Origin of the sequence: Bacillus sp. WMMC1349 (assembly GCF_013155385.1) — a bacterium.
GTDB lineage: Bacteria > Bacillota > Bacilli > Bacillales > Bacillaceae > Bacillus.
The window spans coordinates 2,520,777-2,547,351 of the sequence record NZ_JABJUQ010000007.1 but is presented as its reverse complement, the minus strand read 5'-3'; the positions used below and the strand labels follow the sequence as shown (position 1 = coordinate 2,547,351).

At 39.0% G+C, this 26,575-nt stretch carries 22 protein-coding genes, 1 pseudogene and 1 other annotated feature; of the genes and pseudogenes, 18 read left to right on the top strand and 5 right to left on the bottom strand.

All coding sequences use genetic code 11. The annotated features are described in order from the left end of the window. Positions 1 to 301: 301 nt before the first annotated feature. The 3 genes from HOO54_RS15370 to HOO54_RS15360 form a co-directional block, all read right to left on the bottom strand. A complete protein-coding gene (locus HOO54_RS15370) occupies positions 302 to 586 on the bottom strand; it encodes a hypothetical protein (RefSeq protein WP_172296785.1) in 285 nt (94 codons plus the stop codon). A 284-nt stretch (positions 587 to 870) separates the two neighbouring features. Next, on the bottom strand, positions 871 to 1,314 hold the full coding sequence (locus HOO54_RS15365; RefSeq protein ID WP_172296783.1) for a hypothetical protein: 444 nt from the start codon (positions 1,312 to 1,314) through the stop codon (positions 871 to 873). Between the two features lie 166 nt (positions 1,315 to 1,480). Further along, complete coding sequence (locus tag HOO54_RS15360; protein WP_172296781.1) at positions 1,481 to 2,026, bottom strand: NADPH-dependent FMN reductase; 546 nt, start codon at positions 2,024 to 2,026, stop codon at positions 1,481 to 1,483. 542 nt (positions 2,027 to 2,568) lie between these two features. Here HOO54_RS15360 and HOO54_RS15355 point away from each other — a divergent pair. Together HOO54_RS15355 and HOO54_RS15350 are read left to right on the top strand one after the other, a co-directional pair. Next, positions 2,569 to 3,012 (top strand): cell wall hydrolase, encoded by a 444-nt coding sequence (locus HOO54_RS15355; protein WP_172296779.1) that lies wholly within the window; start codon positions 2,569 to 2,571, stop codon positions 3,010 to 3,012. Between the two features lie 266 nt (positions 3,013 to 3,278). Continuing rightward, positions 3,279 to 3,791 carry a hypothetical protein gene (locus tag HOO54_RS15350; RefSeq protein ID WP_172296777.1) on the top strand — a complete coding sequence of 171 codons (513 nt, stop codon included), beginning with the start codon at positions 3,279 to 3,281 and terminating at the stop codon, positions 3,789 to 3,791. A 594-nt stretch (positions 3,792 to 4,385) separates the two neighbouring features. Here the strand turns inward: HOO54_RS15350 and HOO54_RS15345 are convergent. After that, a complete protein-coding gene (locus tag HOO54_RS15345; RefSeq protein ID WP_375335809.1) occupies positions 4,386 to 4,799 on the bottom strand; it encodes a hypothetical protein in 414 nt (137 codons plus the stop codon). Between the two features lie 298 nt (positions 4,800 to 5,097). On the opposite strand from HOO54_RS15345, the pseudogene tnpA reads away from it, so the two are divergent. Then, positions 5,098 to 5,412, top strand: a pseudogene (tnpA, locus tag HOO54_RS15340) (IS200/IS605 family transposase); the annotation flags it as partial. A gap of 1,289 nt (positions 5,413 to 6,701) precedes the next feature. Continuing rightward, on the top strand, positions 6,702 to 7,184 hold the full coding sequence (locus HOO54_RS15335) for a hypothetical protein (RefSeq protein WP_172296771.1): 483 nt from the start codon (positions 6,702 to 6,704) through the stop codon (positions 7,182 to 7,184). A 37-nt stretch (positions 7,185 to 7,221) separates the two neighbouring features. Here the strand turns inward: HOO54_RS15335 and HOO54_RS15330 are convergent, their stop codons facing one another. Next, complete coding sequence (locus HOO54_RS15330; RefSeq protein ID WP_172296769.1) at positions 7,222 to 7,443, bottom strand: hypothetical protein; 222 nt, start codon at positions 7,441 to 7,443, stop codon at positions 7,222 to 7,224. Between the two features lie 372 nt (positions 7,444 to 7,815). Here HOO54_RS15330 and ilvE point away from each other — a divergent pair, with 372 nt between their 5' ends. From ilvE to yihA, 14 genes are all read left to right on the top strand, one after another. Next, positions 7,816 to 8,730 carry a branched-chain-amino-acid transaminase gene (gene ilvE / locus HOO54_RS15325; RefSeq protein ID WP_172296767.1) on the top strand — a complete coding sequence of 305 codons (915 nt, stop codon included), beginning with the start codon at positions 7,816 to 7,818 and terminating at the stop codon, positions 8,728 to 8,730. Between the two features lie 4 nt (positions 8,731 to 8,734). Continuing rightward, positions 8,735 to 8,991, top strand: a binding site (T-box leader). 115 nt (positions 8,992 to 9,106) lie between these two features. After that, complete coding sequence (gene ilvB / locus HOO54_RS15320; protein WP_172296765.1) at positions 9,107 to 10,831, top strand: acetolactate synthase large subunit; 1,725 nt, start codon at positions 9,107 to 9,109, stop codon at positions 10,829 to 10,831. Continuing rightward, positions 10,828 to 11,346 (top strand): acetolactate synthase small subunit, encoded by a 519-nt coding sequence (ilvN, locus tag HOO54_RS15315; RefSeq protein ID WP_172296763.1) that lies wholly within the window; start codon positions 10,828 to 10,830, stop codon positions 11,344 to 11,346. Before ilvB ends, ilvN begins: the two co-directional genes overlap by 4 nt. Positions 11,347 to 11,369: 23 nt before the next feature. Then, positions 11,370 to 12,398, top strand: a complete 1,029-nt coding sequence (gene ilvC / locus HOO54_RS15310; protein ID WP_172296761.1) for a ketol-acid reductoisomerase — start codon at positions 11,370 to 11,372, stop codon at positions 12,396 to 12,398. Further along, positions 12,385 to 13,941, top strand: a complete 1,557-nt coding sequence (locus HOO54_RS15305; protein ID WP_172296759.1) for a 2-isopropylmalate synthase — start codon at positions 12,385 to 12,387, stop codon at positions 13,939 to 13,941. Before ilvC ends, HOO54_RS15305 begins: the two co-directional genes overlap by 14 nt. A gap of 25 nt (positions 13,942 to 13,966) precedes the next feature. Next, positions 13,967 to 15,079: a 3-isopropylmalate dehydrogenase gene (leuB, locus tag HOO54_RS15300; RefSeq protein ID WP_172296757.1), complete on the top strand. Its 1,113-nt coding sequence runs from the start codon at positions 13,967 to 13,969 to the stop codon at positions 15,077 to 15,079. Positions 15,080 to 15,092: 13 nt separating this feature from the next. Beyond that, complete coding sequence (leuC, locus tag HOO54_RS15295; RefSeq protein WP_172296755.1) at positions 15,093 to 16,511, top strand: 3-isopropylmalate dehydratase large subunit; 1,419 nt, start codon at positions 15,093 to 15,095, stop codon at positions 16,509 to 16,511. 12 nt (positions 16,512 to 16,523) lie between these two features. After that, positions 16,524 to 17,123, top strand: a complete 600-nt coding sequence (leuD, locus tag HOO54_RS15290) for a 3-isopropylmalate dehydratase small subunit (protein WP_172296753.1) — start codon at positions 16,524 to 16,526, stop codon at positions 17,121 to 17,123. Between the two features lie 145 nt (positions 17,124 to 17,268). After that, the gene (gene ddcA, locus HOO54_RS15285) at positions 17,269 to 18,270 is read left to right on the top strand and encodes a DNA damage checkpoint antagonist DdcA (protein WP_172296751.1); all 1,002 of its coding nucleotides are present in this window, start codon (positions 17,269 to 17,271) and stop codon (positions 18,268 to 18,270) included. A gap of 212 nt (positions 18,271 to 18,482) precedes the next feature. Further along, a complete protein-coding gene (tig, locus tag HOO54_RS15280) occupies positions 18,483 to 19,757 on the top strand; it encodes a trigger factor (protein WP_172296749.1) in 1,275 nt (424 codons plus the stop codon). Positions 19,758 to 20,014: 257 nt separating this feature from the next. After that, complete coding sequence (gene clpX / locus HOO54_RS15275; protein WP_172296747.1) at positions 20,015 to 21,280, top strand: ATP-dependent protease ATP-binding subunit ClpX; 1,266 nt, start codon at positions 20,015 to 20,017, stop codon at positions 21,278 to 21,280. 367 nt (positions 21,281 to 21,647) lie between these two features. Then, positions 21,648 to 23,303 carry an ATP-dependent protease LonB gene (gene lonB, locus HOO54_RS15270; RefSeq protein WP_172296745.1) on the top strand — a complete coding sequence of 552 codons (1,656 nt, stop codon included), beginning with the start codon at positions 21,648 to 21,650 and terminating at the stop codon, positions 23,301 to 23,303. Between the two features lie 195 nt (positions 23,304 to 23,498). Further along, positions 23,499 to 25,823, top strand: coding sequence for an endopeptidase La (lon, locus tag HOO54_RS15265; RefSeq protein ID WP_172296743.1), 2,325 nt, complete (start codon positions 23,499 to 23,501; stop codon positions 25,821 to 25,823). Beyond that, positions 25,820 to 26,407, top strand: a complete 588-nt coding sequence (gene yihA, locus HOO54_RS15260) for a ribosome biogenesis GTP-binding protein YihA/YsxC (protein WP_172296741.1) — start codon at positions 25,820 to 25,822, stop codon at positions 26,405 to 26,407. Before lon ends, yihA begins: the two co-directional genes overlap by 4 nt. Positions 26,408 to 26,575 lie beyond the last annotated feature (168 nt).

The following is a 26,575-nucleotide window of genomic DNA, read 5'->3' as shown; positions in this document are numbered from 1 at the left end:
ACCCGGTTAATGTGATCGGTGTTTTAAAAGTCGATGGAGTTCGAATCTCTCCTTGGGTTGTCATAGCAGATAAGCCTCAAACCCATTGATGAACAAGGTCATGAGGCTTCTTCCATTGTTCACAACATAGCGGTTTAAACATATGTTTTGGAAACAAATTGAATTTGTTTCATTAAATGAAGATAAGTGCAATAAGACTTACTTAGATTTATCCCCACTCGCTTGATTTTTTGCATTTACCAGACTTGCCAACCCCTAATAAAATAACATTAACACTTAAAAACATAATGAAAATAACAACTTATCTAAATGTTTGGATTCCGCCGCCAACTCCAAGTTGAGTAGCCGAAACTACAGCAGAACCGCTTATGCAGTTACCGCCAACTTCAAATGGAAATACTATTGTAACTAATTCTTGACCAGCTTGAGTATATCCTACCCTGTGTATAAACACTCGTGTACAGGCAGGAAGCACACGACCATTTGGTAATGTTAAATTAACAGGAAGAGAATGGAATTGACCGACTAAACCCTCAAAAACACGAGAATAATTAACAGAGTAACCATCATAATCATCGTAGTACATCAAATTTTTCTTGGGTTTTTTTCGGTACATGATCTAGATATGTGGGTTTGCCTTTTATGTTTAGGCGTTTATACCACAGCCTAATCATTTTATTTTTCAAAAAAATGGACAATTTATTATTTCCAACCGCAAAAAAAGCGACTCCCTTATTTGCAGCGTCGCTCCTAAATTACAATATTCTGATTGTGGGATTTCCGGGTAGTTTTTCTTTGTAAGGTGGGATGGAGAGGTCGATACCCATTTCCCACCTTACAAAGTATAATCAGCGGAAACTCAACTATAAATTATTTAAAAGGAAGGGCACCTGCTGAATACCATTTTCCGTTTTTAGCTTTAGCCCAACCGTAAACTTTATCTTTTCCAGAGGTTAAATAATGTTCTACTACTGAAGTGCTTACTCCATTGGATACTACATCATATGAGTTTCCGGTTGCAGTCGCAGCCACATAAGTAATAGTATTATAGCTGTTTGGTTCTTTGTTGTCATTTGTCCAAGCAACTCGTAGATAATAGTTTAGATTAAATGGAGATTGCAAAGCTAAGATTTTGAAGTAGTAATTGTCTCCTCTTTTTTCATATCTAGTATGGGCCATACCTTGCGGGTGAACTTTGATGGGGCTAATCGATTCAGCTTTTGAGGTATGAGTTGTTTCAGCCGATGCTCCAACAGCTCCTGACAGTAACATACCTGTTGTTAATACCAGTAGTAATCCAAGTTTTTTAATCATCGTTAACTTCCTCCTTTAAATTTTGATATATTAAAAGAATTCTATGGAACAAATAAGTATCCTTTCCATAAAATTGAATTTCATATATTAGACACAAATTTAGTATTAAACTTTTTCAAAGTAACAAAAAAAAGCCTTTATTAAGGCCCTTCAATTAACACACAAATCAATGATGTATTTCATCAACTATACTACTAATTAAAGCAATAAGTGCTTGTTTAGTAGATTCATCAGTTACTGTAGCATCGTCATTGAATTTTGTTCGTACAGTTGGAACTAATAGCGATCCAGATTTAACAATTGTAGCATCAAGCATACCTAATGTAAGCAGTAAAGACTCATGTGCTTTGTCTCCTCCCGTTATTGATGGAGAAGCTGTGATAACAGCTACGGGTTTTTTATAAAGTTCGGCTGAAGAAACAAGCCATTCTAGTGAATTTTTCAAGACTGCTGGTACACTTTTTGCATATTCTGGTGTACAAATAATAAGTGCATGTGACTCATTTAGCAAATTTCGAAAATCTTTAACGACAGCTGGCGGGTTCATTTGATCGACATCTGGATTGAAATGGGGAAGCTCTTTTATACCGTTATAAATCGTATATTCAATATCTTCAGGAATAAAGGTTGCTAAAGCCTTTAATATGTTAGTGTTAGATGAACCTGTTCGAATGCTTCCTGAAATTGCTACTATCTTTTTTTGTCTGCTCATATTATCACCTCTACAGACAGAATACCTGTTGAAATATAGGAGCGTCAAAAATAATGAACTATCGAGTTAATTAATCATATATTGGATAAGGGGAATGATGGTGCAACACAACACGAACTAATTTTCATTACATGATAAAACATAATATATTCATGTTTAATGGGATTAAAGCCGAAATAAATGGAGTAATGAAATTATTATAGGCATTACAAAACCCTATAGATCCTCATGGCGGAGAATATTTAAAATGAACCACGTAGTTAACAAGGTCTAGGTAATAGCAAACTAGATAAAAGGTTAGAAAAAGAAAAAATGCAATCTTTGACTGGGGTTTAGTTTTTTGCTCTATTCAATTTACGGCACCGAAAGCAATTAGGAAAAGCTCCTACCCCCAAGATGTAAAGCCACCAACCTCTAAAAGAAAGTAAACAATTAAAGGACTTTATGGTCTTTTATAAGAGTATTTAGAACCGTACTTAAAACTGAAATAAACGATGACATGAACATCATTTTTTTTCATACTATGTGTAGGGGGTGGAAAAATGCCAAGAGCAGCCTATCGAAGTTCGGACGTTGACTTAATGGCAAGGATGATGAGAGCGGAGGCCGAAGGTGAAGGAAAATTAGGGATGTTATATGTTGGCAATGTTATTGTTAATCGTCTTAAAGCAAATTGTTTAGACTTTAAAGACTTAAGAACAGTTCCACAAGTCATTTATCAAGTGCAAGGAGGAAATTATTCTTTTGAAGCTGTTCAAAAAGGTAATGTATTTTATCAAAGAGCGCGATCTGTTGAAAAAAAATTAGCAAAACAGAATTTAGATTATTGGAGACAACACCCGGGGAAATTTGCTCTTTGGTATTTTAATCCGTATCGTCCTTGTCCTCCAACATGGTATGGTCAACCTTTAACTGGTCAATTTAAAAATCATTGTTATTATGAACCAAAACCTGGAACATGTGAAAGTGTTTATATTGGAAGTTAACTTATCTTGAGTGAGTTTACATGAATTATATATTAGTAAAAGGGCAATATATAGTAGACGTATCAATTATGTATTGTCCTTAAAGTTTTGATAACACCCTCATCATGGGTGTTTAAACACTTAAACACTTTATGTTTCTTTGAAGAAATGTGTTTAGTGAACCTTCATTTCATCATGTTTCGAACCTCTCCTAGACATTCCTTCTTTCTCATTGATAGAATAATTAATATATCTGATAAAAAGTAGAATCAGCTAGGGGTAAGATAATGATTGACCGACAAAAACTTTTAAAACAAAAACTAAAAATAAACAAACAAAAAAGTCTTAAAATCAAATTGATGGATTTGCTGCCGAAAAAATTGGCAACTGTTATTAACAAAAGTGAGGTTATTATATCACCTGAACGAGAAAAGATTTTAAATAAAGTTCACGAAAAATGGAACTTTGATTTACATAAAGGGGACTTTGTAACTAGGTATAGTGATTTCAGAAAGGAATTTAGTTGGGAACAAGAGGTCATTCAGTTTATAGATGGAATAGATATTGAAGAGAAACAAGTTTATTTGCTTTTGGAGATAGATGACAACAGTCCATTTTTCCTTGTTGACGGAAAATGGGTCATAAAGAACTTTGGTTTATTATGGGGATTAATCAATAATAATGATCTATGGGTTGTTGGTCAAGATTTTAGCTATGGTTTTCTTGTTTCTCGTTATGGAGGATACTTGGAACACGATCCAAACCCAAAAGAAATATTTTATGCTATTACTTATTGGTGAAATCAATCTTTTAAGCTATAGGATTTAAAAATCTAGTAGACAAAGTATTTTCAAAACAAAGGAAAACTGAGTTGGTGTATAAGAGAGCAACCGGTTAATGATCTTGATTATGAGATAGTATTTAATGATTGTTTTAAAATTACATGATATAAAGCGATATGAGCTTTTATATGCCCTCTTCTTTTTTGAGTGCGTGTTTGCCAACTCTATAAAAATCAAGATGTGTATGCGAAAAATTATACTACGATTCATTATCAATTTCTAAATCAACTGTTTCAACAATTTCCTATAAATTCCGAAAAGATCTTTTCTTTCCTCATGATTTTTCATATTTACCTCTAACTGAGCAAACAGATATAAACAATCATGCGTGAAGGCTGAGTAGTATCCAACACCTATAGTAAACGATCTATATTAACGAATCTTCCTCTATCTCTATAGGGTATACATTGCTCAAATGTTTTTAAGTACAAAAAAGTTTTCATCATCTTATCTTTCTTCTATTTTTCTTAATAGAGCATTACCAGAGTTGTGTTCGTTTTTTTTGTAAGTTGTCGGGTGACCTTCTCACTTGATTTTCCGTTCCTCATTTTTTTAAAACCCATGGTCAAAATCTATCTCATATAAATCTGTCCATTCTATGAAAGAAGGGATTGTCTTAGTTGCCATAAACTCTTTTATTACTTTGTATGCTAAATCTCTATTTAGATAACTACAGGACGGAACATGCATTGCTTCTCCTCCAACGAAATGTTCCACTGTTTTTATTTCAATACTTTTATTTAATGGAACTAAATAGTCAGGGTGCCTCATGATAAAAAAACCATATGGTTCATCATAAAACAGAATAAACGATTCATCACACCCTTCTATTTCAAAGCTTGAATCCCCACTTCCTTGCTTCCAATAATCTTCGGTTTTCTTAAAGATAATATTTCTTACAAATTCATCACTAGGATTTACGATCGGTCTTTCGATCGGACCGCGATAAGTAATCAAATGTCCCACTTCCTAATTGCAGCAAATTCCACAGTGCATGTATTTTGCAGTGATGTGCGCGTTTTTAAATATTATTATACTGGAGCGGGAAGGGATAGAGATAATATTTTTAATCCAAAATTTCATAAATATTGAGTAAAAATGGATTTGAAAGGGTTTGAATTTTATCGTTTTCCGACAGAAGACTCCCACCTCAGTCGTGTGAAGGGCGAAGCCAAACGATAGGTAGGAGATGAATGTCGGTTCGGCGATAGCCTAAAGGCTATTTTGTTTACCAGTCTTATATAAGATAAAGGCTGATGTTACAATGAAATTAGACAGTAATAATCATTCAGTATTCTCAATGTACTATCAATATCGTAGAGAAGTCTTTGATGACAAAGTATCTGACTATGCTAAGGATATGTTTGTAAAGCTAGGTGAGAAATACAATATCTCTCTAGTTGAGTGGAATTATGATAAAGACCATGTTCACATCCTGTTCAAAACACATCCTAACACTGAATTATCAAAGTTCATTAATGCTTATAAAAGTGCTAGTTCACAATTAATCAAAAAAGGTTTTCCGCAGGTTAGAAAAAAGCTGTGGAAAGAAATGTTTTGGTCAAGAAGTTTTGGCTTAAATATAGAACCATAGGAATCTACGGGGATAGCTTGGTCAATAAGAGAAACCTCTGTTGGCAAAGAAATACGTCAACAAGTACGCTCTGTTCCCAAGAATCTCCCACTTCAATCAAACCGCAAGGTCGATAAGTGGGGGTAGTTCAAATTTACAAAGAAATGGGTAAAAACAGGTCTCGTCTTGTTCACTCATGCAATTTTATTCTTATTTTTGATAAATTGACCGGGCATACGGTACACAGGAAAGTAAGTGATGCAGAGATCTATTTCTCGCATCACAAATGGACTTATACTACCGGTTAATCCCGTAGTGCCGCGTGAAATCTAAGGTGTCCTGAAAGTAGTGTGGATGAATAAAAATTAGGGAATTTGCTCGCTTTTCGCGGGTGATCCGCCAGCCTGGCTCGCTGTTCCCGCAGGAGTCTCGCAAATCCCCCCGGATTATGTAAAAAAGGACTTTTTAGACAGCTCCTATTGCAATGTCTAAGTCAGAATCTATTGTCGATAATGGACCATCAATAATTAAGAAATAACTGAGAATCCCAAATAGACAAGACATAAATAAGCATAGGCTAGTGCAAATCCCAGATCTAATCTAGTCAAAATAACGAGAATTCCTGAAACTACTTGAAGAACAATCAAGATTAGGGAAATGATCCAGCCCCACTACATTCTCTTCTTGGTAATGTCTCACGGCATGAAGGGTAGTGATCACACTCAGGGTGACAGCGATTCTGTGACCCATCTGGGTCCATTCGTGAAACTGAGCTGGAATACCGCTATTTAGTCTGTTGCAGAGCGGAAAGTCTGGACAAGCGACTTGAGTTTGTGTGGCGTGCATAGGCTCCTGTATAAACAACGATATTATAGAAAATGAGTCAACTTTCTTTTGAGAACAGCTTCATTCATATAGTGCGATGGAGAAAATGGGGGAAACTTTCAGATAAGGTCCTAAAAGCTCGGCTTCTTATTCCTAGCTGGTTCAGAATGTTTATTCATATATATGTTATGGTCATTATTCACAAATGGCTGAGATAATAAGTTTATCGCATCAACCATCATATTATTCATTTTCCATTTAAAAAAAAGATGATTTTTGAGTCTAGTCATTGCCGACATGAAATCCTAATCAAAAATCAAATCTGCTCTCACAATAAAGATTATGCTTTTTCGCTTTTTTTTAACATGGACATGATTACCATTCTAAAGTGTATTCCTTAAATTGCCTATTATCTTTTTAACATTAATGAAAATGATAAAGGGTGTGAACAATTTTAAGGAGGATTTTTTATGACAAAAAATACGCAACAACAAAATCAACAGAAGCAAAAACAAAAGCATACACAAATGCTTGGTAAAGTGATAACAGATACAGAGCTAGCTCAAGAATTTGGAAATATTCAACAACAACTTGCTCAGCTTGAAAATATCGTTTCACAATTAGGTTCACAACAGTCAGGGCAAAATAGACAATCTCAACAAAATGGTCAAGGGTTTAATCAATTAAAGCAGCAAATCCAACAATTTAGTTCACAATCTCAACAACAAATGCAGCAAACAGATCAACAAGTTCTCCAGTGCATTCAACAAGCTATTCAACAATTAAATCAAGCGGTTCAAGGGATTCAAACAAATATGGCAATGAACCAAATGAGCCATGCTCTTCACCAAGCTCAACAATCATTTGGTCAGCAAGGTCAAACGGGTCAACAACAAAACCAACAAAACCAGCAAAACCAGCAAAACCAACAATTTCAGCAGCCTCTACAATAATGATGAGAGAAAAAAGGGCCGTACACGGCTCTTTTTTTTACAAGAACCGATGTACACCAAAAGTTCCGACAAAACTAGGTGTTGCGTAATAGGGCACACTACCGGGAAGAAATACCCCAATAATGGGAGTTTGAAAAACAGCACCGTATGGAAAATACAACATGCTGCCTGGGTGAAGACTGGGATTGTAAACATATGGAGCTGAGTCATCTGAGTATTGACGAGATTCAGACAAGTGTTGATTGATGTCCTGATTCATGATATTCACCTACCTCAAAACTTTTGTTATGTAACATGATATGGAAAATAACTTTAAATTGTTTGTTTGTCATAAAAACTGACAAAATTGTATAAATGTCAATTCAATTCCTGTATTCTTAATAAATATGGAGAAATATTTTTTTTCGTTGAATTTCCTTTATTACCAATAATGAAAGCGGATTCAAATTTATTAATAAATCTAAATTATCAAATAATTTTAAAAAATCTGGTTGACACTGCTTGTAAAGGGGCGTAATATGAGTTCAAACAAAAGAACAAATCATTTTTCCCGGTAAATGATCGTGGGATAAACGGGTTCCTGCATCATGATTTTAGTGACTATTTAAAACGGAAAGGTGTGCTAAATGGCATGGGGGACCAGAAAGACCGGTGGATTTTTTTAAATGATGTACTGGTTAAAAAAGAAGATGCCAAAATATCAGTCTATGATCATGGGTTTTTGTATGGAGACGGGGTGTTTGAAGGGATCAGAGTCTACAGCGGTAATATTTTTAAAATGAAAGAACATATGGATCGACTTTATGATTCGGCAAGGTCAATTATGCTTGATATTCCATACCAAAAGGAAGAGCTGACAGAACATGTTCTTAGAACAGTCGAGAAAAATGGGCTAAATAATGCTTATATTCGTTTGGTTGTTTCTCGAGGAGTAGGAGATCTTGGACTTGATCCAAGAAACTGTCAAAAACCAAGTGTCATCATAATTGTCGAACCATTAGCAATATTCCCAAAACATTTGTATGAAACAGGAATTGAAATTGTAACAGTTCCAACAAGACGGAATCGGCCGGATGTTTTAAGCCCAAAAGTCAAATCCTTAAACTACTTAAATAATATTCTTGTCCGGATTGAAGCACAGATAGCGGGGGTCAGCGAAGCGCTGATGTTAAATGACCAAGGCTATGTGGCTGAGGGTTCAGCTGATAATGTATTTATTTATAAAAACGGGAAACTGTTAACACCACCTGGATATATCGGAGCACTTGAAGGCATTACCCGCAATGCCATCATTGAGATGGCGAAAGAGGTTGGCTACGAAGTGAGTGAAGAGCCGTTTACCCGTCATGATGTTTATACAGCTGAAGAAGTGTTTTTAACCGGAACAGCTGCTGAAGTGATTGCAGTTGTTAAAGTAGACGGAAGGAAAATTGGAGATGGTAAGCCGGGTCTGCATACAAATAAGATGCTTGAAAAGTTTCGTGAGCGTGTTGTACGTGACGGAGAAAAAGTAAACTTTAAAGATCAAAGTTTAAATGTCAGTTAAATAAAGACAAACGTAGAAGAGGATAAGTAGCAGCGAAATATTCCATCCGCAGAGAGCCGGGAATGCTGGAAACCGGTGATGGACTTCGCAGTGAACTCCCCTCTGAGTGTCAGCCTGAACGATTTTCATGTTTAGTAGGGTTGGCCGGGTGAGCGTGAATAAGTTTACTCGTTATCACTCGGATAATTTTTATCCAAGAGACGGCTGAAAAGCCGTGAACAAGGGTGGTACCGCGGAAAGAAAAGCCTTTTCGCCCCTTTTGACCTGTGATGATGAAAAGCAGTGTCAATTGTGGGTGAGAAGGTTTTTTTAGCTATAAAAGCATGCTTGGACATCGCATATTACTAATAACTTGCAGTGATGAGGAGGAAGGTAAATGGGAACGAATGTACAGTTGGATGCAGAAAATGCCCAATGTACACAAACAATGGCAGGGGCGTCAATGCTGATTGAAGCTTTAAAAAAAGAAAAGGTTGAAGTCATCTATGGGTATCCGGGCGGGGCAGTGTTGACGATTTATGACAAACTGTACGAATCTGAGTTATTTCATGTGCTGACACGTCATGAACAAGGGGCGATTCATGCAGCAGAAGGATATGCGAGAATTTCTGGGAAACCGGGGGTTGTCATTGCAACTTCAGGTCCTGGTGCGACTAATCTTGTGACAGGTCTTGCTGATGCAATGATTGATTCATTGCCATTAGTCGTTTTCACTGGTCAAGTAGCAACTTCTGTTATCGGATCTGATGCTTTTCAAGAAGCAGATGTTCTTGGGATCACAATGCCGATTACAAAACATAGTTACCAGGTTCGAAATACTGAAGACCTTCCGCGCATCATTAAAGAAGCCTTTCACATTGCGACGACGGGAAGGCCGGGTCCTGTTTTAATCGATATTCCTAAAGATATTGCAGTCTTAGAAGGTGAGTTTAGCTATGAACAAGATATTGATCTGCCAGGCTATCAACCGACGAAAGAACCGAATTATTTGCAAATCAGAAAACTAGTTGAGGCGGTAAGCGGAGCCAAAAAACCGGTTATTTTGGCTGGAGCAGGTGTCTTGCATGGGAAAGCGTCAGAAGAATTAAAAAATTATGTTGAACAGCAGCAAATTCCAGTAACTCATACACTTTTAGGGCTTGGCGGTTTTCCGGCAGACCATCCGCTTTTTCTCGGAATGGCAGGAATGCATGGAACTTATGCTGCTAACATGGCTTTGTACGAAAGTGATTTATTGATTAGTATTGGCGCTCGTTTTGATGATCGGGTGACTGGGAATTTGCAGCATTTCGCAAAATATGCGAAAGTCGCCCATATCGATATTGATCCGGCTGAGATCGGCAAAAATGTTCATACCCATATTCCGGTTGTTGGCGATAGCAAACTTGTTTTAACAGAGCTGCTGAAACAAAATGGAAAGCCTAGTGATTCTGATGAATGGAAAGCCCAGCTTGCCAGTTGGAAAAACGAATATCCGCTTTGGTATGAAGAAAGTGGAGAGGCTAGTTTTAAACCACAGAGACTAATCGAGTACATTCACCGTTATACAAAAGGTGAAGCGATTTTAGTAACGGATGTCGGCCAGCATCAGATGTGGACGGCACAATTCTATCCATTTAAAAAAGCAAACAGATGGGTGACATCAGGAGGGCTTGGCACAATGGGATTTGGTCTTCCGGCGGCGATCGGAGCACAGCTGGCAGATCAAAATGCAACAGTTGTTGCTGTACTTGGGGACGGAGGCTTTCAAATGACATTACAGGAGTTATCAGTCATCTATGATTTGAAACTTCCGATCAAAGTGGTCATTTTAAATAACAATTGTCTTGGGATGGTCCGGCAATGGCAAGAAATCTTTTATGATGAACGTTATTCACATTCTAAATTTACGTCTCAGCCGGATTTTATCAAGCTGTCAGAAGCTTACGGCATCAAAGGCGTTCGAATTACATCTGAAGAAGAAGCGGAAGAAAAGTTGAAAACTGCTTTGACAGCAAATGAACCGATGGTCATCGATGTTCATGTCACACAAGCTGAAAAAGTATTTCCAATGGTTGCGCCCGGAAAAGGATTACACGAAATGGTGGGGGTGAAACCGTGAAGAGAATCATTACATTGACAGTGCTGAATCAAAGCGGTGTATTAAACAGAATAACAGGATTATTTACAAAAAGGCATTACAACATTGAAAGTATTACAGTGGGACACACCGAAACAGTTGGAATCTCGAGAATTACATTTGTCGTTCATGTGGCAAATGAAAAAGAAACTGAACAGCTAACAAAACAATTAAACAAACAGATTGATGTCCTCAAAGTGACAGATATTACAAATCAATCAATTGTGCAAAGAGAGCTGGCTTTGATCAGAGTTGTGTCTCCTCCGTCAAGCAGAACTGAAATAAACGGTGTGATCGAGCCATTTCGGGCATCTGTTGTCGATGTTGCCAAAGATAGTGTTGTCATTCAAGTGACGGGTGAATCCAGCAAGATTGAGGCACTAATAGAATTATTGAAACCATACGGGATTAAAGAGGTAGCCAGAACAGGTACAACGGCTTTTGCAAGGGGAACTCAGCAAAAACCGGCCTCTATTAAAGCATTATCTATTGTATAAAACAAAAAAAGGGAGAGATTGAAATGGTAAAAGTCTATTATAACGGTGACATTCAAGAAAACGTATTGGCAGGTCAAAAAGTGGCGGTTATTGGATATGGTTCACAAGGCCATGCTCACGCATTGAATCTAAAGGAAAGCGGAGTCGATGTGATTGTTGGTGTTAGGAAAGGGAAGTCATTCACTAAAGCTGAAGAAGATGGTCATCAAGTGTTTACGGTTAAGGAAGCTTCGGCACAAGCGGACATCGTCATGGTCCTACTGCCTGATGAACAACAGCAAAAAGTATATGAAACCGAAATTAAAGGGGAACTTAAAGCTGGCAATTCAATTGTGTTTGCCCATGGATTTAATGTTCATTTTCATCAAATCGTTCCGCCGGCAGATGTTGATGTTTTTCTTGTTGCTCCGAAAGGACCGGGACATCTTGTCAGAAGAACATTTGAACAAGGTGCAGGTGTTCCCGCACTGTTTGCCATTTATCAGGATGTAACAGGTGTTGCTAAAGATAAAGCGCTCGCCTATGCAAAAGCGATTGGTGCCGCTAGAGCTGGTGTGCTTGAAACAACATTTAAGGAGGAAACTGAAACAGATTTATTCGGAGAACAGGCTGTTTTATGTGGGGGACTGACATCCCTTGTCAAAGCAGGTTTTGAAACGTTAACAGAAGCCGGTTATCAACCTGAATTAGCATACTTCGAGTGTTTGCACGAATTGAAATTGATTGTTGATTTGATGTATGAAGAAGGTTTGGCAGGCATGAGATACTCCATTTCTGACACGGCCCAATGGGGAGATTTTATTTCTGGACCGCGGGTTGTTGATGAAAACGTCAAAGCGAGGATGAAAGAGGTATTAAAAGATATTCAAAACGGAACATTTGCGAAAGAATGGATCGTTGAAAACCAAGTGAACCGTCCTCGTTTTAATGCGATTCAGGCTAGTGAAAACGAGCATGAACTTGAAGTGGTCGGCAGAAAGCTTCGGGAAATGATGCCTTTTGTTAAACAGGGCAAGAGAAAGGAAACGGTGATTCCGGTTGCGCAAAATTAATTTTTTTGACACGACACTTCGAGATGGTGAGCAGTCACCAGGCGTCAATTTGAACACGCAGGAGAAGATGACAATTGCCAAGCAGCTTGAAAAATTGGGGGTTAATATAATGGAAGCGGGGTTCCCCGCTTCATCCCCTGAAGATTTCAATGCAGTGAAAGAAATTGCACAAACCATCAAAAACTGTTCAGTAACAGGGCTTGCCCGTTCTGTCAAAGGGGATATTGATTCAGCTTGGGAAGCACTTAAGGGTGGAGCTGAGCCAAGAATTCACATCTTTATTGCTACATCTGACATTCATTTAAAATATAAGCTGAAAAAAACGCGGGAACAAGTTTTAGAGCAGGCAGTGGCCATGGTGAAATATGCAAAACAGAAGTTCCCGGTTGTGCAATGGTCAGCTGAAGATGCTTGTCGAACAGATCTTCCTTTTTTAGCCAAAATCGTTAGTGATGTCATTGATGCCGGAGCTGATGTCATCAACTTGCCTGACACTGTCGGCTATTTAACACCTGCCGAGTATGGACATATCTTCCGTTATATGAAAGAACATGTCCCCAACTTAGATAGCGTCAAGCTTTCTGCCCATTGTCACAATGATTTAGGGATGGCTGTTGCAAATTCCTTAGCTGCAATTGAAAATGGAGCAGATCAAGTTGAATCAGTGATAAACGGAATTGGTGAAAGAGCAGGAAATGCATCTCTTGAAGAAATTGCTGTGGCTCTTTATATACGTAAAGACTTCTATCAAGTGGAATCAACGATACAATTGGATCAAATCAAACGGACAAGTGATTTAGTAAGCGAGTTGACGGGAATGGCTGTCCCAAGAAATAAAGCGGTTGTCGGTGTCAATGCATTTGCTCATGAATCCGGTATTCATCAAGATGGCTTTCTCAAAGAAAAAACAACTTATGAAATCATCTCTCCTGAACTAGTCGGCGTTAAGACGGACGCCCTTGTCCTTGGAAAGCACTCTGGACGCCATGCTTTTAAAGATAAACTGCAAAACTTAGGTTTTCAATTTGCTGAGGCAGAAACAAATAGACTTTTCGGAATATTCAAAGATTTAACCGGAAAGAAAAAAGAATTTTCAGACGAAGATCTCATATCTCTTATTCTGGAAGAGAAAGCACTAGACCGCAAAATTGGCTATGATTTTCTTTCGCTGCAAGTTCATTATGGTACTGCACAAGTACCGACAGCAACGGTTTCACTGAGAGAACAGAAAACAGAACGAATCATTCAGGAAGCGGCGACAGGAGCCGGAAGTGTCGAAGCGATTTACAATACACTGAAGCGCTGTATAGAAAAAGAAGTTCAGCTGCTCGATTATAGAATTCAATCTAATCGAAAGGGGCAGGACGCTTTTGCTCAAGTCTATGTCAGAGTGATGATGAATGGAAGAGAATCAGGGGGCCGTGGAGTTGCCCAAGATGTCCTTGAAGCATCCGCAAAAGCGTATATAAATGCAGTCAACCGGTTTCTCATATTCCAGTCGAATGCCGAAAGATTATCAAAACAAGCAGCTGTAGGATCATGATGAAGAAGAAAGGAGTTTGTTTCAATTGAAAAAACAAATTGTGCTTTTGCCCGGTGATGGAATTGGTCCTGAAGTATTGGAGGCTGCTGTAGATGTCCTGAAAAGTGTTGCTGAACATTATCAGCATCAATTTGAGTTTGAATATGGGCTAATTGGTGGAGCAGCACTTGATGAGGCTGGTGTGCCGCTTCCTAAAGAAACAGTTAACACCTGTAAAGCTGCGGACGCCATTTTACTCGGAGCGGTAGGTGGGCCTAAATGGGATCAACATCCTTCTGAATTAAGACCTGAAAAAGGATTGTTAAGCATTCGCAAACAGCTCGATCTTTTTGCGAACTTGAGACCAGTTAAAGTGTTTGAAAGCCTTGCTAGTGCCTCACCATTAAAAAAGGAGTATATCGAAGGTGTTGACTTTGTGATTGTTCGAGAACTAACAGGTGGCTTATATTTCGGAAAGCCGAGTAAGCAATATGTCAATCAAAATGGCAGTCAGGAAGTTGTTGATACACTGTTTTATAAAAAAACGGAGATGGAAAGAGTCATCAGGGAAGCCTTTCGTATGGCGCAAGCTCGTAAAGGAAAAGTAACATCGGTTGATAAAGCGAATGTCCTTGAATCTAGCAAACTTTGGCGAAAAACTGCCGAAGAAATTGCAGATGAGTTTCCAAATGTCGAACTTCATCATATGCTTGTTGACAATGCGGCAATGCAGCTCATTCAGGCGCCAGCTCAATTTGATATTATCGTCACTGAAAATATGTTCGGTGATATTTTGAGTGATGAAGCATCTATGCTAACAGGTTCGCTTGGAATGCTTCCTTCAGCAAGCTTATCAAGTTCAGGGCTTCATTTATATGAACCAATACATGGATCAGCACCTGATATTGCAGGACAAAATATCGCAAACCCACTGGCTGCGATTTTATCGGCAGCTATGATGCTCCGCACATCATTCGGACTTGAAGCAGAGGCGCAAGCCGTGGAGCAGGCAGTTGATCAAGTGTTGCAATCAGGCAAACGGACGAAGGATTTAGCAAAAGGTGCGACTGATTGTAGTACGAAGTCGATGACAGAAGCAGTAAAAGCCGCATTGGCAGATGATCATGCGATTTCTAATATCATGTCCGCATATGTTTAAAGGAGGAAAGCCGATGAAGCCGCGAACGATCATCGAAAAAATTTGGGATCAGCATGTTGTCAAAAAAGGAGAAGGAAAACCAGATCTTTTATATATTGATCTGCATTTGATACATGAGGTCACTTCACCTCAAGCATTTGAAGGATTAAGGCAAAAAGGGAGAAAAGTCAGGAGACCTGATTGTACGTTTGCGACGATGGATCATAATATTCCAACTGTAAATCGTTATGAGATCAAAGATGAAATCGCCAAACGTCAGATTGGTGCACTTGAACGAAACTGTGCAGAGTTTGGTATCCGGCTGGCGGATTTGGCAAGTGTTGATCAGGGAATCGTTCATGTCATTGGACCTGAACTTGGTTTAACACTTCCGGGAAAAACGATTGTCTGTGGTGATAGTCATACATCAACACACGGAGCATTCGGTGCGCTCTCTTTCGGAATTGGAACAAGTGAGGTCGAACACGTTCTCTCAACCCAGACGCTTTGGCAGCAAAAACCGAAAACACTTGAAATTCGTGTTGATGGTAAACTGCAAAAAGGTGTAACAGCAAAAGATGTGATTCTTGCTATTATTGGGAAATATGGGGTTAAATTTGGTGCAGGATATATTATTGAATATACCGGTGAAGTGTTTCGAAACATGTCAATGGATGAACGGATGACAGTTTGCAATATGTCAATTGAAGCTGGGGCAAGGGCCGGACTCATTGCACCTGATGATATCACCTTTGAGTATGTGAAATCAAAAAAATATGCTCCGAAAGGCAGGGAATTTGATAAAGCTGTCGCAGAATGGAAAGGTTTGCGTACTGACCCCGGAGCTATTTATGATCGGATCATTGTTTTAGATGGAGATGAGATTGCCCCAATGGTCACATGGGGTATTAATCCGGGAATGGTATTACCAATAAGTGAAGTGATTCCAGGTCCTGAAGCATTTGACAGTGAGGATGACAAAAAAGAAGCATTGCATGCCTATAAATATATGGGTCTTAAACCATACGAAAAAATGGAAGATATCAAAATTCAACATGTTTTTATCGGGTCATGTACAAATTCACGGATGACAGATCTCAGGCAGGCGGCAGAAATGATAAAAGGTCAACAGGTAGCTGACGGTGTCAGGGCAATGATTGTCCCCGGCTCGCAAAGCATCAAACTTCAGGCTGAAAAAGAAGGACTTCATGAGATTTTCCAAGCGGCCGGTTTTGAATGGAGAGAATCGGGATGCAGCATGTGCTTGAGTATGAATAACGATGTTGTCCCTGAAGGTGAGCGCTGTGCTTCTACTTCCAACCGGAATTTTGAAGGCAGACAAGGAAAAGGCGCCAGAACCCATCTTGTCAGTCCGGCAATGGCTGCACTGGCAGCCATTCACGGACACTTTGTTGATGTTAGAAAATATGGTTGCGAGAAAACAGTTGTATAAGGAAGTGTATACATGGAGCCTTTAATAAAACATACTGGAAAAGTGGCTGTATTAAATAGAATTAATGTAGACACAGATCAAATCATTCCTAAACAATTTTTAAAACGGATTGAAAGGACAGGATATGGGCGTTTTGCTTTCTTTGATTGGAGGTATTTAGAAGATGGTAAACCCAATCCTAAGTTTGAACTTAATCAACCTGAATATGAAGAAGCCTCCATTTTAATTGCAGGTGAAAACTTTGGTTGTGGTTCTTCAAGAGAGCATGCACCATGGGCATTGGGCGATTACGGTTTTAAAATAATCATTGCCCCGTCTTTTGCTGATATTTTTCATCAAAATTGCTTTAAAAATGGGATGCTGCCCATTCGTTTGCCATATGAAATATGGAAAGGGTTTTTAGAGCAATATGAGCATCAGTCTTGTTTACTGACAGTTGATCTCCAAGAACAAATGCTGACAGATGATAACGGAAAACAGACTCCATTTGAAGTTGACCAGCATTGGCGAGAAATGCTGATGAATGGCTATGATGAAATTTCATTAACATTACTGCTCGAAGATGAAATTGAACAGTTTGAAAATCAGCGAAGCACCTGGCTTCAAGTTTAAACAAAAGCTTTCCGATATTTTTCGGAAGCTTTTTTTCTAGAGAGAGCGCAAAGGACTTAAAAAAGAGCCAACCTTAGTTTCCTTGTTTTTGGCGGCTCAGGTTGTTACACTTGATAAAAATAAAGTGCCTGAAAGGAACTAAGGAATGAAGCATGACAAGAAAAACTCAAAGATCATCCCGTTTCCTAATGTAAAGGAGCGGTTAGTCCATAAAGGAATGTTTGCCCTTAAGGAAAAAAAATATCATGAGGCGCTACAGCTGTTTTCTGAGGCCAAAAACTATGACAATGATGAATCAGATCTATATTTAGGAATGGCTATCTGCTTCCTGGAAATCGGTGAGTTAGAACAAGCTAGAGGAATTTGTGAAAAAATGTTAAAGGAAGGTCATGGCCACTATTTTACAGTTTTGCAAGTGTATATGACGATTTTAATTCAGTTGAGACAATATGGAAAAGTAAAAGAAACGCTCGAAGCTGTGCTCCAAGAAAACAAACTACCTCCTGAAAGTGCAGAACAATTTTATAAACTGCTTGAATTCAGCCGCAAGATGACAGAGGCTCCTGATATCGAGGATATGACAGAAGAACCATTGGAGGGACAATTTCAGGAGAGTTTGTTAAACAATACGGAGGAACAGGTTAAGCTAGTTCACACGTTAAAGGATCGTAACATAACAAAATTCATCGGTTTATTAAAAACGATTTTACAAAACCAAAATGGTCATCCCGTTGTAAAAACGATGATTTTGCAATTACTTGCGGAATCAGACTATGGAAAACCGGTATCGGTCACAAAATTTGGCGAAATGATGACGATCCACCCGAATAAAGCGGTTCAACCGGACATGGTGCCGGTATTAAAGAATGTTCTCAATGTGCTGGATGACACGCTAGGGAATGAAAACCCTTCGCTTTATCAAGCTGTTGAAGGGTTATGGCGCAGACACCTATATGTGTTATACCCTTTTCAACCCAAATTTTCAGATGACCAGCTTTGGGCTGCTGCTTTGCACAAAGTCGGTTATGAAATGCACGGTATTGATATTGAAAAAGATGAACTCCGCATACTTTATTCATTTGATGATCATCTTCTTGAAGAAGCGTGTGCAACGATAAAGAACATAGAAGAATTTTCTTATTTGTAAATGTTGAAAGCAGAAAGCATTATGTTATAATATAGTGGTTGTATTTGCAAAAACGGATGGTTCCGTTTGCAGCTATAGTTTCATTATAGACTTGTACATAATGATGGCTGTTTAGGAAGTGCAAAAACTGAAGAGCTTTCTTTGGACGTAGCCGTTAGCTTGTTTTAAAATGGAAAACCGACACAACCTGAATAGATTTTGGAGGGAAACACATGTCAGTAAAATGGGAAAAACAAGAAGGAAACGAAGGCGTTTTAACGGTTGAGGTAACTGCTGAAACCTTTAATAAAGCGCTTGATGATGCATTTAAAAAAGTAGTGAAAAAAGTATCCATCCCTGGATTCCGTAAAGGAAAAGTGCCGCGCGGTCTGTTTGAACAGCGTTTTGGTGTTGAAGCACTTTATCAGGATGCTTTGGATATCTTACTTCCAGTCGAATATCCGAAAGCGATTGAAGAAGCGGGTATCGAACCTGTTGACCGTCCGGAGATCGATGTTGAAAAAATCGAAAAGGGCGAAAACTTGATTTTTACTGCAAAAGTCACAGTTAAACCAGAAGTGAAACTTGGTGAATACAAAGGACTCGGTATTGAAAAAGACGATACAGCCGTAACCGATGAAGATGTTCAAAATGAACTTAAGTCTCTTCAAGAGCGTCAAGCAGAACTTGTTGTCAAAGAAGACGGTAAAACAGAAGAAGGCGATACTGTTGTCCTTGACTTCGAAGGCTTTGTTGACAACGAACCGTTTGAAGGCGGTAAAGCAGAAAACTATTCTCTTGAAATCGGTTCAGGTTCTTTCATTCCAGGTTTTGAAGAGCAGCTTGCCGGACTTGAAGCCGGTGCTGAAAAAGAAGTTGAAGTGACATTCCCAGAGGAATACCATGCGGAAGACTTAGCAGGTAAACCTGCTGTTTTCAAAGTGAAAATTCACGAAATTAAAACAAAAGAGCTTCCTGATCTTGATGACGAGTTTGCAAAAGATGTTGATGAAGAAGTTGAAACACTTTCTGAACTAACTGAAAAAACGAAAAAACGTCTTGAAGAAACAAAAGAGAATGAAGCGGATGCAAAATTTCGCGAAGAACTAATCATGAAAGCTGCTGAAAATGCTGAAGTCAGTATTCCTCAGGTGATGATTCAAACAGAGCTTGACCGCATGATGAAAGAGTTCGAACAGCGTCTACAAATGCAAGGTATGAATTTAGAGCTATACTTCCAATTCTCAGGCCAAGATGAAGATGCGCTGAAAGAGCAGATGAAAGAAGACGCTGAAAAACGCGTTAAATCGAATTTGACTCTTGAAGCCATTGCAAAAGCTGAAAATCTTCAAGTGACAGATGAAGAAGTTGAAGAGGAAGTTTCTAAATTAGCTGAGGCTTATCAAATGCCTGTTGAAAATATTAAGCAAGCGATCGGATCTACAGATGGAATGAAAGAGGACTTGAAAGTTCGCAAAGCCATTGATTTCCTTGTAGAAAACCGTTAATCTGTTTCGTGAAATAATCATAATAAAACAAGGGCGCGAATGTTTCGTGCCTTGTTTTATACAATTTTGACTTATCGCCTTTTCTTTGGGAAAGATAGATAATGTCGAGCTGATCAACATACATATTGAATATGAGCGGAAGCGGTCCAGAATCACAAAAAGTATGGTAAAATGCAGATACATAATCGAACGAAGCTTTACAAGAGATGTTTCTCTGACTGAGAAACACCAATGACAAGGATATAAGGGGTGAAAGAATGTTTAAATTCAACGAGGAAAAAGGACAATTAAAATGCTCGTTTTGTGGAAAAACACAGGAACAGGTACGTAAGCTTGTCGCCGGACCTGGTGTATATATATGTGATGAGTGCATTGAACTTTGCACAGAAATCGTTGAGGAAGAACTGGGTTCAGAAGAGGAAGTAGAATTTAAAGATGTCCCTAAACCAAAGGAAATTCGTGAAATTCTTGATGAATATGTAATCGGTCAAGATCAGGCGAAAAAATCTCTGGCTGTAGCTGTCTACAACCATTATAAACGGATTAATTCCAACAGTAAGGTCGATGATGTCGAACTGTCAAAAAGTAATATTTCGATGATCGGTCCGACAGGGAGTGGTAAAACACTTCTTGCGCAAACGTTAGCTCGCATCTTAAATGTACCGTTTGCGATTGCTGATGCTACTTCTCTTACAGAGGCAGGCTATGTCGGTGAAGATGTGGAAAATATTTTGCTTAAGCTTATTCAAGCAGCAGACTATGATGTGGAAAAAGCCGAAAAAGGAATTATATACATCGATGAAATTGATAAAGTCGCAAGAAAATCAGAGAACCCATCAATTACTCGTGATGTCTCAGGAGAAGGTGTCCAACAGGCACTGCTTAAAATTCTTGAAGGCACAGTTGCTAGCGTTCCTCCTCAAGGTGGAAGAAAGCACCCGCATCAAGAATTTATCCAAATCGACACAACCAACATTCTCTTTATTTGTGGTGGAGCTTTTGACGGGATTGAGCAAATCATTAAACGTCGTCTCGGTCAGAAAGTGATTGGCTTCGGCTCTGATAACAAACATGAAGCACTGGAAAAAGAAACACTTCTTTCCAAAGTCCTTCCTGAAGATTTACTTCGTTTCGGACTGATTCCGGAATTCATTGGCAGACTTCCGATTATCGCTAGTCTTGAGCCACTTGATGAAGAAGCATTGGTTGACATTTTGACAAAACCGAAAAATGCCCTTGTGAAACAGTATTCGAAAATGCTTGAATTGGATAATGTGGAACTTGTGTTTGAAGATGATGCACTTACAGAAATTGCTAAAAAAGCAATTGAACGCAAAACAGGAGCGCGTGGACTTCGTTCTATTATTGAAGGAATCATGCTTGATGTCATGTTTGATCTACCGTCACGCGACGATATTGAAAAATGTGTCATCACGGGTGAAACGGTTACTGAAGGTGAACCACCCCGTCTTGTATTAAAAGATGGTACTGTCGTAAAAAAAAATAAAAAAACATCTGCTTAAGTCTTAGGACTGTCCAATAAAAATGAAAGCAAGTGAAGAAACATAAGTCGTGTTTCTCCGCTTGCTTTTTTATTGTTTCAAAAAGAGCCAGGCTAATGTCGTATCACAATACAATATGGCCGAACACGTCTTACTTCAACTTTTTGTATATTTCAACGTGTTTCTTAGCAAATAGTAATGGCTGAATGAAACATCATCTAACCGAATAAAGGTTATAGTTAGTCCGTTCCCGTATAATGTCAAAGTGAAAAACAGAACTGTAAATTATAACAAAATTATCTCGGCTAAACGTTTATTCCCTTCTTGATCAGGAAATACTATTTGACAGACGATTATGAACGAAACCATTTCAGGGAGGGACCAGAGTTTGAGTTGGACTAGTATTGCACTTTTTGTACAATTATTTTTTGGCATTATCATCGGTTTATATTTTTGGAATTTGCTTAAAAACCAACGAACACAAAAGGTCTCGATAGATAGAGAGTCCAGAAAAGAGATGGAACAGCTCAGAAAGATGAGAGCCATTCATTTATCAGAACCTTTATCAGAAAAAGTAAGACCGACAAATTTTCAAGACATTGTCGGACAAGAAGATGGAATCAAAGCACTAAAAGCCGCTCTTTGCGGCCCTAATCCCCAGCATGTCATCGTATATGGTCCCCCTGGAGTGGGAAAAACTGCAGCTGCGCGGCTTGTTTTGGAAGAAGCGAAAAAAAATCGGTGTTCACCGTTTCAAGAAGGCTCTGTATTTGTGGAACTTGATGCGACAACAGCGCGTTTTGATGAAAGGGGTATCGCTGATCCGTTGATTGGGTCAGTTCATGATCCGATTTATCAAGGAGCTGGAGCAATGGGTCAGGCAGGTATTCCTCAGCCAAAACAGGGTGCTGTCACACATGCGCATGGGGGTGTGTTATTTATCGATGAAATCGGTGAACTTCATCCGATTCAAATGAATAAAATGCTAAAGGTTCTTGAAGACCGAAAAGTATTTTTAGAAAGCGCTTATTATAGTGAGGAAAACACCCAAATTCCAAAACACATTCATGATATTTTCCAGAATGGATTACCAGCGGATTTTAGATTAATTGGTGCAACAACAAGAATGCCTGAAGAAATTCCGCCTGCAATTCGCTCCAGATGTCTTGAAGTGTTTTTCAGGGATCTTGAAAAACCTGAATTGAAAATAGTTGCGAAAAAAGCAGCAGAAAAAATAAATAAACTTGTTACAGATGAAGGTCTCAACCTTCTGACAAATTACGCAAGAAATGGACGCGAAGTCGTTAATATGATGCAAATCGCTGCCGGAATGGCTCTGACTGAAGAACGTGAACAAGTAACTATTGAGGATATTGAATGGGTTATCCATTCCAGTCAACTCACCCCGAAGTACGAACAAAAAATCGGAAGAAAACCACAGATCGGTATTGTTAATGGTCTGGCTGTTCATGGTCCAAACAGCGGTGCTTTGCTTGAAATTGAAGTGACTGTTAATCAGGCGCTTGATAAAGGGTCGATCAATATTACCGGGATTGCAGAGGAAGAGAATATTGGCAACCAGACAAAATCGATTCGTCGAAAAAGCATGGCAAAGGGTTCACTTGAAAATGTTATGACTGTTTTAAGAACAATGGGTGTTAAAGCATCTGATTATGATATTCATATCAACTTTCCAGGCGGGATACCTGTTGATGGTCCATCAGCAGGAATTGCAATGGCAGTCGGTATTTTTTCAGCGATCCATAAAATTCCTATCGACCACACAGTTGCAATGACAGGAGAGATCAGCCTGCACGGACAAGTGAAACCGATCGGTGGTGTGATCCCGAAAATTAAAGCAGCCAAACTGGCAGGTGCTAAAACGGTCATCATTCCAAATGAAAATGTTCAATCGATCTTAAAACAAATGAAAGGGATTCACATCATTCCGGTTAAAACGTTGGAAGAAGTGTTAGACTTATCTCTAGTAAATCCCCCTTCAGAAAAACCAGACAGTGATGGCATTAAAAAAGAATCTGTATAATCCTCATCATTTGCCGGATGGGGATTTTTTGAGCAAATAGCTTGGCTTCTTGAAAAGAAGTTTTCTGATAGGACATCTTTTCCTTTTTCAGAAGTGAAAGAAAGGGTATACTACAGTAGACTTATTTTATTTTGTGCAGAGATAAAAAAATTGTATTATAATGATTCATACTAAAGTCACGGAGGTGTCAGTTAAATGGCAGATGAAATGAAACGAAACATCCCGCTCCTCCCTTTAAGAGGTTTACTCGTCTATCCGACCATGGTGTTGCATCTTGATGTAGGACGTGAAAAGTCGGTGCAGGCGCTTGAACAATCGATGATGAACGATCATATGATCTTTTTAGCAACGCAACGTGACATATCGATAGACGAGCCAACTGAAGAAGAAATTTTTGTATTTGGGACCTATACGAAAATTAAGCAGATGTTAAAATTACCCAACGGTACAATTCGCGTTTTAGTTGAGGGTATTCAACGCGCCCGTATTCTCGAATATCACGATCTAGATGAATATACATCTGTTCTGATCGAACGAATAAATGAAGACACTGAAAAAGACGTAGAAGATGAGGCACTTATGCGTACACTGCTTGATCACTTCGATCAATACATAAAGATTTCTAAAAAGGTCTCGGCTGAAATGTTTGCCACTGTAGCAGATATTGAAGAACCGGGAAGAATGGCGGATATCGTTGCTTCTCACCTTCCTCTTAAATTAAAAGACAAGCAGGAAATACTTGAGACAATTGATGTTAAAGCAAGGCTAAACAAAGTAATCGATCTTATTCACAACGAAAAAGAAGTACTTGAGATTGAGAAAAAAATCGGCCAACGCGTCAAGCGGTCAATGGAAAGAACACAAAAAGAATACTACCTTCGTGAGCAGATGAAAGCGATCCAAAAAGAACTTGGAGATAAAGAAGGTAAAACTGGAGAGGTCCAAAAGCTGACAGATAAAATTGAAGCGGCTGGAATGCCTGATCATGTGAAAGAAACGGCATTTAAAGAACTGAATAGATATGAAAAAATCCCGTCCAGCTCCGCTGAAAGTTCAGTGATTCGCAACTATATCGATTGGCTTCTTTCTCTCCCGTGGACCGATGCAACAGAAGACAGTCTAGATTTAAAGCTTGCCGGTAAAATTCTCGATGAAGAACATCACGGTCTTGAAAAAGTAAAGGATCGGGTTTTGGAATATTTAGCTGTCCAAAAATTAACTAAGTCTTTAAAAGGACCGATTTTATGTTTGGCTGGGCCGCCCGGAGTGGGGAAAACCTCACTCGCCAAATCGATTGCGAAATCACTCGGGCGAAAATTTGTACGTATATCACTTGGCGGTGTAAGAGATGAATCTGAAATTCGCGGTCATCGCCGTACTTATGTAGGTGCAATGCCGGGCCGGATTATTCAAGGAATGAAAAAAGCCGGAAAGATTAATCCTGTTTTTCTTTTAGATGAGATTGATAAAATGGCTTCAGATTTTAGAGGAGATCCTGCTTCAGCAATGCTTGAAGTTCTTGATCCTGAGCAAAATCACAACTTTAGTGATCATTACATTGAAGAAACATTTGACTTATCAAAGGTTCTTTTTATTGCAACAGCTAACAATTTAGGAACAATCCCCGGACCGCTAAGAGATCGAATGGAGATCATTACGATTGCGGGCTATACGGAAGTAGAAAAGGTGGAAATTGTTAAAGATCACCTTTTACCTAAACAAATTAAAGAACATGGATTGAAAAAAACAAATTTGCAGATGAAGGATCAGGCTGTTCTTGATGTTATCCGTTACTATACAAGGGAAGCCGGTGTTCGAAGTCTTGAACGTCAAATTGCGGCAGTATGTCGAAAAGCAGCCAAATTAATTGTCTCAGGTGAAAGAAAACGAATGACAGTAACCGAAAAAAATCTTGATGAATATCTAGGGAAACGAATGTTCCGCTATGGACAGGCTGAACTTGATGATCAGATCGGTGTTGTGACAGGACTTGCTTACACGACAGTAGGCGGAGATACGCTTTCAATTGAAGTATCATTATCTCCTGGGAAAGGTAAGTTGATTTTAACAGGAAAGCTTGGGGATGTGATGAGAGAATCAGCTCAAGCAGCTTTCAGCTATGTTCGTTCAAAAGCAGAGGAACTAAAGATCAGCCCCGATTTTCATGAAATCTATGATATTCATATCCATGTTCCAGAAGGAGCTGTTCCAAAAGATGGTCCATCTGCTGGAATTACGATGGCAACTGCTCTTGTATCAGCATTGACAGATCGTCCCGTTTCCCGTAGTGTCGGAATGACGGGTGAAATAACACTAAGAGGTAGAGTACTTCCGATCGGCGGATTAAAAGAAAAAGCTTTAGGTGCACATCGTGCTGGATTAAAAACAATTATTATGCCAAAAGATAATGAAAAAGATCTTGAAGACATTCCAGAAAGTGTACGGGAAGGACTGACATTTATCCCTGTAGCTCATTTGGACGAAGTTCTCAAGCATTCACTAGTGGGAGAAGAGAAATGAAAGTAACAAAATCAGAAATTATCATCAGTGCGGTTAAACCAGAACAGTACCCTGGAGGGGGATTGCCGGAAATCGCACTGGCCGGGAGATCGAATGTCGGTAAATCATCCTTTATTAATACAATGATTAACCGCAAAAATTTAGCAAGAACATCTTCGAAACCAGGCAAAACACAAACCTTAAATTTTTACTCGATCAATGATATACTCCATTTTGTTGATGTTCCAGGTTATGGGTTTGCAAAAGTGTCAAAAACGGAACGTGAGGCATGGGGGCGGATGATTGAGACGTATTTGACACTGCGTGAAGAATTAAAAGCAGTCGTACAAATCGTCGATCTCAGGCATGCCCCATCACAAGATGATGTCATGATGTATCACTTTTTAAAACATTATGATATTCCGGTAATCGTGATCGCAACAAAAGCCGATAAAATACCAAAAGGAAAATGGGACAAACATGCCAAGGTCGTTAGGCAAACCTTAAGGATTGAACAGGGAGATGAACTCATTCTGTTTTCGTCAGAGACAAAAAAAGGAAAACCAGAGGCTTGGTTTGCGATTGAACAAGCGATCAACCGTTAAGAAAGGGCTGTCCTGAAAGTCGATTTTTGACTATTGGACGCCCTTTTCTTGTTTAACAAAGGGGCTGTCCTGAAAGTCGTGTGGATGAATAAAAATTGGCGATTTTGCTCGCTTTCCGCGGGCGATCCGCAAGCCTCCTCGGAGCTCATTCCTTGCTCCTCTTGGGTC